This window comes from Mycobacterium sp., from assembly GCF_046091765.1.
GTDB lineage: Bacteria > Actinomycetota > Actinomycetes > Mycobacteriales > Mycobacteriaceae > Mycobacterium.
On record NZ_JBJTCF010000082.1, the window covers coordinates 13,892 to 28,176 of the forward strand.

Here is a 14,285-nt window from a genome sequence, read left to right on the forward strand (position 1 = left end):
CCTGGCGGTCTAGGATCGCCGTGTGCGATTCACTTACGCCGAGGCGATGACCGACCCCAGTTTCTACATCCCGCTCGCGAAGGCCGCCGAGGCCGCCGGGTATCACGCGATGACGATCCCCGACAGCGTCGCCTACCCGTTCGAGTCGGACTCCAAATACCCCTACACCGCTGACGGCAACCGCGAATTCCTCGACGGCAAGGCCTTCATCGAGACCCTCGTGATCACCGCCGCCCTCGGCGCGGTCACCGAACGGCTGCACTTCAACTTCTTCGTCCTGAAGCTGCCGATCCGCCCGCCGGCGCTGGTCGCCAAGCAGGCCGGCTCACTGGCCGCGCTGATCGGCAACCGGGTGGGGCTCGGCGTGGGCACCAGCCCGTGGCCGGAGGACTACGAGCTGATGGGTGTGCCGTTCGCCCGGCGCGGCAAGCGGATGGACGAGTGCATCGAGATCATCCGCGGCCTGACATCCGGGGACTACTTCGAGTTCCACGGGGAGTTCTACGACATCCCCAAGACCAAGATGACTCCGGCGCCGACGAAGCCGATCCCGATCCTCATCGGCGGCCACGCCGACGCCGCGCTGCGCCGGGCGGCGCGCAACGACGGGTGGATGCACGGCGGCGGCAACGAGGACCTCGACGAGCTGCTGACCACCCTGCAGCGCTACCGCGAGGAGGAGGGCACCGCGGACAAGGACTTCCAGATCCACGTGATCTCCCTGGACGCCTACACCCCCGACGGCATCAAGCGGCTGGAGGACAAGGGAGTCACCGACGTCATCGTCGGCTTCCGGATCCCCTACATCAACGGCCCGGACACCGAGAAGCTGGACTCCAAGATCCGAAACCTGGAGATGTTCGCCGAGAACGTCATCGCCAAGCTGAACTAGCCCGCCGAGGAGGCGCACCGGTGAGCTACCGCGACGTGTTCCGGGCCAGCCTGGCGGACCCCGCGGGGTTCTGGTCGGAGGCGGCGAACGCGGTGGACTGGACTCGGTCACCCCGGCGCATCCTCGACGACGACCGGCCGCCGTTCTACCGCTGGTTCCCCGACGCCGAACTCAACACCTGCGCCAACGCGCTGGACCGGCACATCCCCGAGCGCGCCGACCAGCCCGCGCTGATCTACGACTCCCCGCTCACCGGCACCATGCAGAGCTTCACCTATCGCGAACTGCTCTCCCGGACAGCGCTTTTCGCCGGGGTGCTGCGCGAGCTGGGCGTCGGCGTGGGCGACCGCGTGGTGCTCTACCTGCCGATGATCCCGGAGGCGGTGATCGCGATGCTGGCCTGCGCCCGCCTGGGCGCGGTGCACTCGGTGGTGTTCGGCGGGTTCGCCGCGCACGAACTGGCCGCCCGCATCGACGACGCGCGCCCGACGGTGATCGTGTCGGCGTCCTGCGGCATCGAGCCGGCCCGGGTGGTGGAGTACAAGCCGATGCTCGACCACGCGCTGGAACTTGCCGCCCATCGGCCCGACGCCTGCGTGATCGTGCAGCGCGATCGCCACCGCTGCGAGCTGACCCCGGGACGCGACCACGACTTCTCGGAGCTGATGTCCGCCGCCAGGCCGGCCGACCCGGTCCCGGTGGCCGCGACCGATCCGCTGTATGTGCTCTACACCTCAGGCACCACCGGCAAGCCCAAGGGAATCGTGCGCGACAACGGCGGGCATGCGGTCGCCCTGCTGTGGAGCATGCGCAACGTCTACGACATCAACCCGGGCGACGTGTTCTGGGCGGCCTCCGACGTGGGCTGGGTGGTCGGGCACTCCTACATCGTCTACGGCCCGCTGCTGGCCGGAGCCACCACCGTGCTCTACGAGGGAAAGCCGGTCGGCACGCCCGACCCCGGTGCGTTCTGGCGGGTCGTCGCCGAGCACCGGGTCAAGGTACTGTTCTCCGCGCCCACCGCGCTGCGGGCGATCCGCAAGGAGGACCCCGACGGAACCCACATCGGGCGCTACGACCTGTCGTCACTGCGGTATCTGTTCCAGGCCGGCGAGCGGTTGGATCCCGACACCTTCGGATGGGCCTCGGAGAAGCTCGCCATCCCCGTGGTGGACCACTGGTGGCAGACCGAAACGGGCTGGGCGATCGCCGCGAATCCGGTTGGTGTGCAGGCCCTTCCGCTCAAGGCGGGCTCACCGACGGTGCCGATGCCCGGCTACGACGTGCAGATCCTGCACCCGGACGGCAGCAACTGCGCCCCCCGGGAGGACGGTTCGATCTGCATCCGGCTGCCGCTGCCGCCGGGCACCCTGCCGACGCTGTGGGGTGACGACGCCCGCTTCGAGGCGTCCTACCTGTCCGAGCATCCCGGCTACTACCTGACCGGCGACGGAGGCCACCTCGACGAGGACGGCTATCTGTTCGTGATGGGGCGCATCGACGACGTGATCAACGTCGCCGGGCACCGGTTGTCCACCGGGGCGATCGAGGCGGTGCTGGCCGCCCACCCGGCCGTCGCGGAGTGCGCGGTGATCGGGGTCGCCGACGAGATCAAGGGCCAGGTTCCGCGCGGGCTGGTGGTGCTCAAGGCCGGCGCCGCGTCCGACGGCCTGGCCGAGCAGTTGGTCGCCTCGGTCCGGGAGCACATCGGCCCGGTCGCCTGCTTCAGCCGGGTCGACGTCGTCCCGGCGCTGCCCAAGACCCGCTCCGGCAAGATCCTGCGCAAGACCATGCGCGGCATCGCCCACGGCCGCGACGAGCCGATGCCCTCGACGATCGAGGACCCCGCCGTGCTGGAGGCGCTGCGGCCGATCCTGCGGGGACCCGCGCCGCCCGGTTAAGTTATCCACAGCGCCGGTTCTATCCCCAACTGCTGGTCGGGCGGGTGATCGTGTCGGTCCGCGGCGATATCATTCGAACATGTTTTCGAGTACGGTGTCGGCGGCGCTATCCGATATCAGCGCGGCACTGGAGGTGCTGGCGAAGGTGGATCTGGCCGGCCTCGACGCCGCCGACCTGATCCGGCTGGCCGGGCACTGCGAGACCCTGGCCCGGCGCCAGAGGGTGCTCGGCGGCGATATCGCTGTGCAGGTCAGCCGCCGCGAGGTCAGCGAGCTGGGCGGGGCCCCGCACAGAGTGCTCGCCGACTGGCTGCGCATCACCCCCGCCGAGGCCCGCCGCCGGGCGACGATGGCCGAGCCGCTGGCCCCCCGCACCAGCCTGGCCGGCGAGCCGTTGCCGCCGCGGCAGCCCGCGACCGCCGCACGCTGGCGAGCCGGCGACCTGGATGCCGAACACGTTCGAGTCATTCAGCGTTTCCTGGCCGAACTGCCCTGCGCGGTCACCCCCGCCGAGCGGGAATGGGCCGAAGGGGTCCTGGCCGGCCATGCCCGCGACCTGCGCCCCGACCAACTCGCCGTGCTCGCCCAGAAACTCGCGCTGATCCTCAACCCCGACGGGACCTTCAGCGACGCCGACCGGGCGGCGCGCCGCGGACTGCGATTCGAGCGCCAACAACCGAACGGGATGAGCCGCGCCATCCTGTGGGCCACGCCCGCACTGCGCGCCGAGCTGGAGGCCTGGATGGCCAAGTTCGCCGCCCCCGGCATGGCCAACCCGGCCGATCAGACGCCCCTCCTCGAGGGCGAGCCCAGCCAGGCCCAGGCCGACGCGGACACCCGCAGCGTCGCCCAACGCCAGCACGATGCCCTCTCGGTACTGCTGCGCAGCCAACTCGGCAACCCGAAACTCGGCCGGCACAACGGCCTGCCGGTCACCGTGATCGTTTCGGCGAGCATCCAGGATCTGCAGGCCAAGGCCGGGATAGCCCACACCGGCGGCACCGCCCTGCTGCCCATGCCCGATCTGATCCGGATGGCCACCCACGCCTACCACTATCTGCGGATCTTCGACGGGATCTCCGGACGCACCCTGTGGCTGGGGCGGACCAAGCGCATCGCCTCAGCCGATCAGCGCATCGTGCTGCATGAGCGCGACCGCGGGTGCACCTTCCCCGGTTGCACGGTGCCCGGTTACGGCTGCCAGGTCCACCACGCCGCCCGGGATTGGGCCGACGGCGGAAACACCGACGTCGACGACCTCGTCCTGGGCTGCGGCCCCCACAACCGACTGGTCACCCGCGACGGCTGGCAGACCCGGAAGCTGCGCGACGGACTCACCGAGTGGTTACCTCCGCCACAGCTGCCCCTGATCGGCGGTGTCAACACCTACCACCACCCCGAACGGCTGCTGGGCGATCGCTGAGCACCACCTCGGCCGGCGTCTTGTCCGTGCGCAGGCCGCGCCAACTCGGGTGGCGCAGCCGTCCCTCCGAGGTCAGCTCGCCGTAACGCACCTCCCCGACGAGTTCGGGCCGCACGTAGGTGACGCCGCGGGCCTCCTGGCGTGACAGCGGCGGGTCGAACGGTGACACCTCGGTGCGCAGCGGGGCGAGCACCGCGGTGAGACGGGCGAGTTCCCTGTCGCTGAAACCCGTGCCGACCCGGCCGATGAACCGCAGCGCCGCTCCGTCCGGGATTCCGAGCAGCAGCGAGCCGATCGCCCCGGAACGCCCGCCCTCGCCGGCCCGCCAGCCCCCGATCACCGCCTCCTGGGTGTTCCAGTTCTTGTCCTTGATCCACGCCGCCGACCGCCGGCCCGGCTGGTAGGTCGACTCCCACTTCTTGGCGACCACACCCTCCCAGCGCCGTCGGCGGGAATCAGCCAGCGCCTGCGCGCCGTCCCCGTCGAGCAGCGCGGGGACGAGCAGTCCTGTTCCCGCCGAGAGGGTTTCCAGCAGCCGGCGCCGGTCGCGGTACTTCACTCGCAGCAGCGACCGGCCGTCGAGATAGAGGATGTCGAACGCCCAGAACTGGATGCGCGAACCCGCCGCGCGGTTCTGGATCTCCCCGAAGCTGGGCACGCCGTGGGCATCGAGGGCCACCACCTCCCCGTCGAGGATCACGTGGTGATCGGCGAGCGTCTGGGCCAGCGACTGCAGCTGCGGGAACTCCGCGGTGACGTCGCGGCCGTTGCGCGACTGCAGCCGCAGCCGGCCCTGGTAGGCCTCGACGAGCATCCGGTAGCCGTCGTACTTCCCCTCGAAGGCGTACTGCCCGGCGCGAAGGTCGCGCACCGGACGCAGGGTCGCCAGCATCGGCGCGAGGGCGCGCAGTTCGGGCAGCGACTGCTCCTTCATCAGGTGCGCCAGCCAGTGGTCGCCGTCGGTGTGAATCAGCGCGTAGCGCCCGGAGATCCGCTGCCCGCTGAGGTCGGCGATCACCTCCCCGCCGGCCAGGTCGAACTTCTCCGCCCGGTAGGTGCCGGAATCCCAGATGCTGACCGTCCCGGCGCCATACTCGCCGCGCGGAATGGTGCCCTCGAAGGTGGCGTACTCCACCGGGTGGTCCTCGGTGCGCACCGCCAGCCGGTTGACGGTCGTCGTCTCGGGCAGATTCTTGGGTACCGCCCAGGAGACCAGCACACCGTCGTGTTCGAGGCGGAAGTCGTAGTGCAGCCGGCGCGCGTGGTGCTCCTGGATGACGAAGCGCCGGCCCGGGCCGGTCGGGTGTGCGGCCGGCGGAACCGGTTCGGGGGTTCGGGCGGGGTTGCGCTTGCGGCGGTAGGTGCTCAGCCGGTCGGCGTCGAGTTCGCTTAGCAGATCCCCGTGCTGCGCCACCCGGGCGAGCACCTCGTCGAAGCGCAACTGCGCGATGTCGGGGTCGGCGAGTTCCTCCCAGGTGCGCGGCGCGGCGACGGTCGGCGCCTCGCGACCGCGCAGCGAATACGGCGCGACGGTGGTCTTCGCCGCGTTGTTCTGACTCCAGTCCACGAACACCCGGCCCGCCCGCAGTTTCTTGGCCATGGCGGCGGTCACCAGCGTCGGCATGCTCTGTGCGAGTTGTTCGGCGACCCGGCGGGCGAGCACGACCGCGCTGTCGCTGGAGACGTCGCTCAGCGGCGCGTAGAGGTGCAGGCCCTTGCTCCCACTGGTCAGCGGGAAGAGCGGCAACCCGATGTCGTCGAGCAGCTCCCGCACCGCGAAGGCCACCTCGCACAGCTGCACCATGCTCACCCCGGGGCCGGGATCGAGGTCGAACACCAGCCGGTTGGCCGGACCGGGGGTGCCCGCTGCGGTGAAACGCCATTGCGGCACATGCACTTCCAGAGCGGCCTGCTGGGCGATCCAGGCCAGCCCGGTCACGCTGTCGATGATCGGGTACACCGTGTCACCGGAGCGGTGCACCACGGTCGCGCGACGCAGCCAGGCCGGCGCCGAGGGGGCGAGCGCCTTCTCGAAGAACGACGCCGCACCGACGCCGTCGGGCCAGCGCAGCCGGGTCACCGGGCGACCGGCGAGGTGCGGCAGCATCACCGCGGCTATGCCGGTGTAGTAGGCGAACACCTCCGCTTTGGTGGTGCCGGTGGCGGGATAGAGCACCTTGCCGGCGTTGGTCAGCCGGACCCGGGGACCGGTCGTCTCGCCGGGAGGCCACACCTCGGTCACGACCCCAACGTATTACCCGCTGCTAGCCTGATCCAATGCGAGGACTGCTCGTCGGACTCACCGCCGCCGCGCTGACCGGGACGCTGGTCGTCGGCCCGGTCCTCCCGCGGGCCGCCGCCGATCCTCAGGACCTCGAGCCCTACTGCACGGCCGGGCAGATACCGACCGCCGGGGAGTGCCTGCCCGATCCGACCGTGCCCTTCGCCGACGACGCCCCCGGGGCCAACCCGGGCACGCCCCTGGGCCTGACGCCCGGGTCCGCTCCGGCGATCTGACCAGCCGCCGGCATGCGCGCCATCTGGAAGGGCTCGATCGCCTTCGGGCTGGTCAATGTTCCGGTGAAGGTCTACAGCGCCACCGAGGACCACGACCTGAAGTTCCACCAGGTGCACGCCGCCGACCACGGCCGCATCCGCTACCAGCGGGTGTGTGAGGAGTGCGGCGAAGTCATCGACTACTCCGACATCGCCAAGGCCTACACCGCCGAGGATGGCCGGCTGGTGGTGATCACCGACGAGGACCTCGCCACCCTGCCCGAGGAACGCAGCCATGAGATCGAGGTCCTCGAGTTCGTCCCGGCGGCCGAGATCGACCCGCTGCTCTATGACCGCAGCTACTTTCTGGAACCCGACGGCAAGTCGCCGAAATCCTATGTGCTGCTTGCCCGGGCACTCGCCGACACCGATCGGGTGGCGATCGTCTACTTCGCGTTGCGCAACAAGACCCGGCTGGCCGCGCTGCGGGTGAAGGACTTCGGCAAGCGCGACGTGATGGTGGTGCACACGCTGCTGTGGCCCGGTGAGATCCGCGATCCCGACTTCCCGGCGCTGGACGGCCAGGTCGAGGTGAAGGCGGCCGAGTTGACGATGGCCGGGCAGGTGGTCGAGTCGATGGCCGGGGACTTTCACCCCGAGCAGTACACCGACACCTACACCGAGCATCTGCGGGAACTCATCGAGGCCAAGCTGGCCGGCGGGCAGGGATTCAGCACACCGGAGAAGCCCGCCGCCCTCGACGACACCGACGACGTGTCCGACCTGCTGGCCAAGCTCGAAGCCAGCGTGCGCCGGCGCCGGGAGCAGTCCGCCGCCAAGGAGTCCGCCAAGACGCCCGCCAAGGCGCCCGCCAAGAAGGCCCGGGCCCGGAAGGCCCCCGCCAAGAACTAGAACGTGTTACAACTAGCCGCGTGATCCTCGATCAATTCCGGCTCGACGGGCAGGCCGCCGTGGTCACCGGGGCCGGCCGCGGGCTCGGCGCGGCCATCGCCCTGGCCTTCGCCGAGGTCGGCGCCGACGTCCTGATCTCCTCGCGGACCCAGTCGGAGCTGGAGTCGGTCGCCGCACAGATCGAGGCGACCGGGCGGCGCGCGCACGTCGTCGTCGCCGATCTGGCCCGCCCCGAGGCGACCGCCGAGCTGGCCGCCCAGTGCGTCGAGGCGTTCGGCCGGCTCGACGTCGTGGTCAACAACGTCGGCGGCAGCATGCCCAACACGCTGCTGACCACCACGGTCAAGGAGATGCGCGACGCATTCACCTTCAACGTGCTCACCGCGCACGCGCTGACCGTCGCCGCGGTTCCGCTGATGCTCGAGCACTCCGGCGGCGGCAACATCATCAACATCAGCTCGACGATGGGCCGGCTGGCCGGCCGCGGCTTCGCCGCCTACAGCACCGCCAAGGCCGCGCTGGCGCACTACACCCGGCTCACCGCCCTGGATCTGTGCCCGCGCATCCGGGTCAACGCCATCGCACCCGGCTCGATCATGACCTCCGCGCTGGACATCGTGGTGTCCAACGACGCGCTGCGCGAGCCGATGGAGAAGGCCACCCCGCTGCGCCGCCTCGGCGTACCGGTCGACATCGCCGCCGCCGCGGTCTACCTCGCCTCCCCCGCCGGGGGGTATCTCACCGGCAAGATGATCGAAGTCGACGGCGGGCTGACCATCCCCAACCTGGATCTGCCGATACCCGACCTGTAAGGAGTCCCCATGACGATCCGAGTCGCACAGATCGGCACCGGCAACGTCGGCGCGCACGCGCTGCGGGCGCTGATCACCAACCCCGACTACGACCTCACCGCAGTGTGGGTGTCCTCGGAGTCCAAGGCCGGACGCGACGCCGCCGAGTTGGTCGGCCTGGACACCCCGACGGGGATCACGGCCACCACCGACCTCGACGAGGTGCTCGCCACCGGACCGGACTGCGCGGTCTACAACGCGATGGCCGACAACCGGCTGATGGAGGCCCTGGCGGACTACCGCAAGATCCTGGCCGCCGGAATCAACGTGGTCGGCAGCGGACCGGTCTTTCTGCAGTGGCCGTGGAAGGTCATCCCCGACGAGATGATCACGCCGCTGGAAGACGCTGCGCGGGAGGGTAATTCGAGCCTCTTCGTCAACGGCATCGACCCGGGCTTCGCCAACGACCTGCTGCCGCTGGCGCTGGCGGGCACCTGCCAGAGCGTCGAGCAGCTGCGCTGTGTGGAGATCCTCGACTACGCCACCTATGACAGCGCGACGGTGATGTTCGACGTAATGGGCTTCGGCAAACCGATGGATGAGATCCCGATGCTGCTGCAGCCCGGTGTACTGAGCATCGGGTGGGGATCGGTGGTGCGCCAGATGGCCGCCGGCCTGGGCGTGGAACTCGACGGCATCGAGGAGACCTACGTGCGCGAACCCGCACCGGAGGCGTTCGACATCGCCTCCGGTCACATCCCCAAGGGGTCCGCGGCCGCGCTGCGCTTCGAGGTGATCGGTCTCGTCGACGGCGCACCGGCGGTGGTGCTCGAGCACGTCACCCGGTTGCGCGAAGACCTGTGCCCGAACTGGCCGCAACCCGTGCAGTCCGGCGGCAACTACCGCATCGAGGTCACCGGAGAACCGTCTTATGCGATGGATCTGTGCCTGAGCAGTCCGCACGGCGACCACAACCACGCCGGCGTGCTGGCCACCGCGATGCGGATCGTCAACGCGATACCCGCCGTCGTCGCCGCACCGGCGGGCATCCGCACCACCCTGGACCTGCCGCTGGTCAGCGGCAAGGGGTTGTACGCTGCGCGCTAGGGCCACCGCTCGAGGCCCGCTGAGCACCGTAAGGACGCGTCATGGTCAGGGTGTCCGCCCTCGCCCTTCTGCCCGCTGCGCTGCTACTCGCCGCGCCGGCGTCGGCCGCGCCGGAATGCACCGACATCGGGCCGCACACCCGGATGTGCGAAACCACCGGGCACACCCAGATCGTCACCTCCCCTGACCCGGCCCTGACCAACCCCTATCCGGGCTGGGGGTACGGCGTACCGGGTTTCCTGCTCGGCGGCGGTGGTTTCTGGATCGGCTTTTGAGGCCGCACTGGTCGCTGCTCGGCCCCGCCTTCGTCGCGGCGATCGCCTACGTGGATCCGGGCAACATCGCCGCCAACGTCAGCGCCGGATCGCAGTTCGGGTTCCTGCTGGTGTGGGTGATCGTGGTGGCCAACCTGATGGCGGCACTCGTGCAGTACCTGTCCGCCAAGCTCGGTCTGGTCACCGGGAGCACCCTGCCCGAGGCGGTCCGCGACCGGACCCGCCGATCCACCCGGATCGCCTACTGGATGCAAGCCGAGTTGGTGGCCATCGCGACCGACGTGGCCGAGATCATCGGCGGCGCCATCGCCTTGCGCCTGCTGTTCGATCTGCCGCTGGTGCTGGGCGGACTGATCACCGGCGTGGTGTCGCTGCTGCTGCTGATGCTCGGCGACCGGCGCGGGCAGCGGGTCTTCGAACGGGTCATCACCGGGCTGCTGCTGATCATCGCCGTCGGCTTCCTGGCCTCCCTGGTGGTCAACCCGCCGCCGGCCGCGGCGGTGGCCGCCGGCCTGGTTCCCCGCTTCGACGGAGCACAGAGTGTGCTGCTGGCCACCGCCATGCTGGGCGCGACGGTGATGCCGCATGCGGTGTACCTGCATTCCGGCCTGGCGCGCGACCGTCACGGACACCCCGAACCGGGAGCGCGGCGGGCGCAGCTGCTGCGGGCCACCCGCTGGGACGTGGGCATCGCGATGCTCGTCGCCGGAACGGTGAACCTGGCCCTGCTGCTGGTGGCGGCCACCAATCTGCGCGGTCGGGAGGGCACCGACACCATCGAGGGCGCCCACGCCGCCGTCGCCGACACGCTGGGTCCCGCGGTCGCGCTGTTCTTCGCCGTCGGACTGCTCGCCTCCGGGCTGGCCTCCACCGCGGTGGGCGCCTACGCCGGCGCGATGATCATGCAGGGCCTGCTGCGCCGGTACTACCCGCTGCTGGTGCGCCGTCTGGTCACCCTGGTTCCGGCGCTGGCGCTGCTGGCCAGCGGGGTGGAGCCGACCCTCGCGCTACTGCTCTCGCAGGTGGTGCTGTCCTTCGGGATTCCGTTCGCCCTGGTGCCGCTGGTGCGGCTGACCGCGGACCGCTCGGTGATGGGCGCCGACGTCAACCGGACGTCGACGTCGCTGCTGGGATGGGCGGTGACCGCGCTGATCACCCTGCTCAACGCGGCACTGATCTTTCTGACCGTCACCTGATCCGGGCCCGGTCGACGAGTTTGCCAGGTGACTGCCGTCACACACCGGCCAACCGATCCGGGGGCCGGTGGGCTCCGAATGCCGGATATGACGGTGACTCTCCCCGACGGCGCGTCGATCTACCCGTTCCGGTTCACCCGGCTGCACCGGACGCCGGCCCTCCAGCACGCCGAGCACCGCAGCTACCTGTGGTACGTCGACATCGACCGGCTGCCGCGGCTGCCGCGGTGGCTGGCCCCGTTCGCCCGGTTCGAGGCGACCGACCACTTCGGCGACGTCCCCGGCCAGACGCTGCGCCAACGGGTCGACACGTTCCTGGCCGCGCACGGGATGGCCCTGCCCGGCGGGCGGGTCACCGCTTTGCTGATGCCGCGGGTGCTGGGCCGCTCGTTCAGTCCGCTCAGCGTGTTCTGGTGTCACGACGCGTCCGGCGCGCTGCGCTGCGTGATCGTTGAGGCGCACGGCGTCGGCGGTGAGAGCAGCGCCTACCTCTTGCCGCCGGAGGAAAACGGGCCGACCGCCGTGCTCGGCCCCGACCGGGGATACTTCCTCGTCGACGTGCCCCGGCCCACCGAGCGGCTCGAGTTGAAGGTGTCGCTGCATCGCGACGGTCGGGCGGCGATGGTGACCACCTGGCGCGGCCGCCGCCGGCCGGTGAGTCCGGCCCGAATTCTGGCGCTGCAGATCGCCGTTCCCTTCGCGCCGCACGTGGCCGCGCTCAGTGCGCGCCTGCAGGCCCGGATGCTGAGGCTGCGCGGTGCGCCCGGCGTGCCGATCCCCAAGCACTCCCGGCCCGCATCCGTTGCCTGGGCTCCCACGAGGCGGTCGTGGGTCCCGTCGTGACCCAACTGCTTGACCGCCCGGCTACCCTTCGCTTACGCGGTACCGAGGATGAGGGGCCAAAGCCGGTGACCAACACCGATCTCGACGTGCTGCTGCGCCGGGTGGCACAGCACGACGCCGAGGCCTTCGCCGCGTTCTACGACGCCACCCGCTCGCGCGTGTTCGGGATGATCGCCCGGGTGCTGCGCGACCGCGGCTACAGCGAGGAAACCACCCAGGAGGTCTACCTGCAGGTGTGGCGGACCGCGGAGGGTTATGACCCCGCCTCCGGCAGCGCGCTGGCCTGGCTGCTGACCCTGGCACACCGCCGCGCGGTCGACCGGGTGCGCTCCGAACAGGCCGCCGCACTGCGCAACGTCCGCTACGGGACGGCGACTCTGGAGCGCGACACCGACCACGTCAGCGACGAGGTGATCTCCGAGGAGGAGCGCCGCCGCGTCGCCGCCTGCCTGGGCGGCCTGACCGACGTGCAGCGAGAGTGCATCGAACTTGCCTACTACCAGGGCATGACCTACGCCGAAGTGTCCGAGCGTCTGGCGGTCAACCTGGCGACGATCAAATCCCGGATGCGCGACGCGCTGCGCGGTCTGCGCAACTGCCTGGGCGTGCGGTGAGGGCGCGACGATGACCTCACCGGATGACACCCGCGGCGGCGACCTGCTCGACCTGGCGGCCCCCTACGCCTTGCACGCGTTGTCCGAGGACGAACGCGAGGACGTCGAGACCCGGCTGGCCGGTGCCGGACTGCCGGTCGCCGACGCCTTCTACGACGAGGTGCGAGCCGTCCGCGAGACCATGGCGGTGGTGTCGGCGGCCAGTGCGGAGGAACCCCCGGCCGATCTGCGCAGCCGGCTGCTCTCGGCCGCCGACGCCGACAACGTGCGAACTCTGCCGAACCGGTCAGGTTCCCGCCGGACGGCGTGGATCGCCGCGGCGGCGGCCCTGGTCGTCGGACTCGGCGTCGGCGGGGTCGGGCTTTCGCTGCGCGCCCCGGCGCCACAGCAGTCCACCGCGCAGCAGGTCTTCTCCGCACCCGACGTGCACACCATCTCCGGTGCGATTCCCGCGGGCGGAACCGCGACGGTGGTGTTCTCCCGGGATCGCGACGCCGGTGTGCTGGTGATGAACGACGTGCCACCGCCCACGCCGGGCACGGTGTACCAGATGTGGCTGGTCAGCGATTCCGGTGCCACCTCAGCGGGCACGATGGACGCTGCCGCGGTCGCGCCGTCGACCACCGCCGTGCTGGCCAACCTCGGCAACTCCACCGCGCTGCGGTTCACCGTCGAACAGGGCAGCGGATCGACCACGCCGAGCGGGCAGGTCATCGCCGAACTCCCGCTGATCTGACCGCGGTGCCCGCCACGTTCCGCTTCGGCATCGGGATACGAGTCCTGAAGTCCGCGGAGCGTTTCCACGCGAAGGTGCGGCGGTTCGCCGACCTCGGCTACGACGTGGTGCACCTGCCCGACCATCTCGGCGCGCCCGCCCCGTTTCCCGCCGCGATCGCCGCCGCCGACGCCGCACCGGCGATCCGGATCGGCACCTACGTTCTCAACAGCGCCTTCTACTCGCCGGCGCTGCTTGCCCGCGACGCGCTGACCGTGGACACCCTCTCCGACGGACGACTCGAACTGGGTCTGGGCACCGGCTACGTGCGGGAGGAGTTCGACGCCGCCGGGATCCCCTATCCCAGCGCCGGCGCACGGGTCGACCATCTCGAGCGAACCAGTGCCTACATCAAGCAGCACGCGCCGTCGATTCCGCTGATGGTCGCCGGCAACGGACACCGGGTACTCACGGTGGCCGCGAAGTACGCCGACATCATCGGCCTCGGTGCCACCGTCGCCCGCTCCGAAGACGACGACCCCCTGGCTGAGCGGGTCGCGATCCTGCGCGAGGCGGCCGGCCGCCGGTTCGATGAGCTGGAACTCAACCTCGCCATCACCGCCGTGCCGACCGACTCCACCGGGATCCCGGACCTCACGCTGACGCGCGCGTATGCGCCGGACGCGCCCGATGCGCGATTACTGTCGATGCCCAGTGTCCTCAGCGGCACCCCGCGCGACATCGCCGACAAGCTGCTCGACATGCGGGAGCGCTACGGGGTGAGCTATTTCATCGTGCAGGACTATCATGGGGAGTACTTCGTCGAGGCGATGAACCTGCTGCGTTGAGCAGAATTCACGAGAGGCGGTGAGTATGCGCCAAGACATTCATGCCGCGGTTTCCCCGTGGCGATTCATCACCTGGATCCGCCGGGGGTATCCGCGGTCCGCACCCCGACATGGTCACTGCTATCTGGTGGCGCTCTACGGCTCCGACTCCGCCCCGCGCTGAACCTCAGCGGTAAGCTGCCAGCCGATCCCCGCCCCCGTAGCTCAGGGGATAGAGCACGGCTCTCCTAAAGCCGGTGTCACAGGTTCGAATCCTGTCGGGGGCACTCGGT

Annotated in this window: 14 protein-coding genes and 1 tRNA gene; 14 read left to right on the top strand and 1 reads right to left on the bottom strand. The window is 70.3% G+C overall.

The features are described from left to right. The first annotated feature begins 22 nt into the window (after positions 1-22). The 3 genes from ACKOB8_RS08545 (at position 23) to ACKOB8_RS08555 (ending at position 4,216) form a co-directional block, all read left to right on the top strand. Complete coding sequence (locus ACKOB8_RS08545; protein WP_526376778.1) at positions 23-892, top strand: TIGR03619 family F420-dependent LLM class oxidoreductase; 870 nt, start codon at positions 23-25, stop codon at positions 890-892. Between the two features lie 20 nt (positions 893-912). Continuing rightward, positions 913-2,793 (top strand): propionyl-CoA synthetase, encoded by a 1,881-nt coding sequence (locus ACKOB8_RS08550; protein WP_526376779.1) that lies wholly within the window; start codon positions 913-915, stop codon positions 2,791-2,793. Positions 2,794-2,872: 79 nt separating this feature from the next. After that, entirely contained in the window at positions 2,873-4,216 is a 1,344-nt protein-coding gene (locus ACKOB8_RS08555; protein ID WP_526376780.1) for an HNH endonuclease signature motif containing protein, read from the top strand. On the opposite strand, the gene ACKOB8_RS08560 is transcribed toward ACKOB8_RS08555, so the two are convergent. Beyond that, positions 4,173-6,458, bottom strand: a complete 2,286-nt coding sequence (locus ACKOB8_RS08560; protein ID WP_526376781.1) for an ATP-dependent DNA ligase — start codon at positions 6,456-6,458, stop codon at positions 4,173-4,175. The genes ACKOB8_RS08555 and ACKOB8_RS08560 overlap by 44 nt on opposite strands. Before the next feature lie 35 nt (positions 6,459-6,493). On the opposite strand from ACKOB8_RS08560, the gene ACKOB8_RS08565 reads away from it, so the two are divergent. The 11 genes from ACKOB8_RS08565 to ACKOB8_RS08615 all read left to right on the top strand — a co-directional run bounded on the left by ACKOB8_RS08565 (position 6,494) and on the right by ACKOB8_RS08615 (position 14,279). Next, a complete protein-coding gene (locus ACKOB8_RS08565) occupies positions 6,494-6,733 on the top strand; it encodes a hypothetical protein (RefSeq protein WP_526376782.1) in 240 nt (79 codons plus the stop codon). 12 nt (positions 6,734-6,745) lie between these two features. Then, positions 6,746-7,624, top strand: a complete 879-nt coding sequence (ku, locus tag ACKOB8_RS08570; protein WP_526376783.1) for a non-homologous end joining protein Ku — start codon at positions 6,746-6,748, stop codon at positions 7,622-7,624. Positions 7,625-7,644: 20 nt separating this feature from the next. Then, positions 7,645-8,436 (top strand): SDR family oxidoreductase, encoded by a 792-nt coding sequence (locus ACKOB8_RS08575; RefSeq protein WP_526376784.1) that lies wholly within the window; start codon positions 7,645-7,647, stop codon positions 8,434-8,436. A gap of 9 nt (positions 8,437-8,445) precedes the next feature. Further along, the gene (locus ACKOB8_RS08580) at positions 8,446-9,522 is read left to right on the top strand and encodes an NAD(P)H-dependent amine dehydrogenase family protein (protein ID WP_526376785.1); all 1,077 of its coding nucleotides are present in this window, start codon (positions 8,446-8,448) and stop codon (positions 9,520-9,522) included. A gap of 41 nt (positions 9,523-9,563) precedes the next feature. Further along, positions 9,564-9,797: a hypothetical protein gene (locus tag ACKOB8_RS08585; RefSeq protein WP_526376786.1), complete on the top strand. Its 234-nt coding sequence runs from the start codon at positions 9,564-9,566 to the stop codon at positions 9,795-9,797. Further along, complete coding sequence (locus ACKOB8_RS08590) at positions 9,794-10,993, top strand: Nramp family divalent metal transporter (protein ID WP_526376787.1); 1,200 nt, start codon at positions 9,794-9,796, stop codon at positions 10,991-10,993. The genes ACKOB8_RS08585 and ACKOB8_RS08590 overlap by 4 nt, the downstream gene beginning before the upstream one ends. Positions 10,994-11,080: 87 nt before the next feature. Next, entirely contained in the window at positions 11,081-11,836 is a 756-nt protein-coding gene (locus ACKOB8_RS08595; protein ID WP_526376788.1) for a DUF1365 family protein, read from the top strand. A 65-nt stretch (positions 11,837-11,901) separates the two neighbouring features. Next, positions 11,902-12,450 (top strand): RNA polymerase sigma factor, encoded by a 549-nt coding sequence (locus tag ACKOB8_RS08600; protein WP_526376789.1) that lies wholly within the window; start codon positions 11,902-11,904, stop codon positions 12,448-12,450. A gap of 10 nt (positions 12,451-12,460) precedes the next feature. Then, on the top strand, positions 12,461-13,186 hold the full coding sequence (locus tag ACKOB8_RS08605; RefSeq protein ID WP_526376790.1) for an anti-sigma factor: 726 nt from the start codon (positions 12,461-12,463) through the stop codon (positions 13,184-13,186). A gap of 5 nt (positions 13,187-13,191) precedes the next feature. Then, complete coding sequence (locus tag ACKOB8_RS08610; RefSeq protein WP_526376791.1) at positions 13,192-14,013, top strand: TIGR03621 family F420-dependent LLM class oxidoreductase; 822 nt, start codon at positions 13,192-13,194, stop codon at positions 14,011-14,013. Positions 14,014-14,206: 193 nt separating this feature from the next. After that, positions 14,207-14,279 (top strand) — tRNA-Arg (locus ACKOB8_RS08615). Positions 14,280-14,285: the final 6 nt, after the last annotated feature.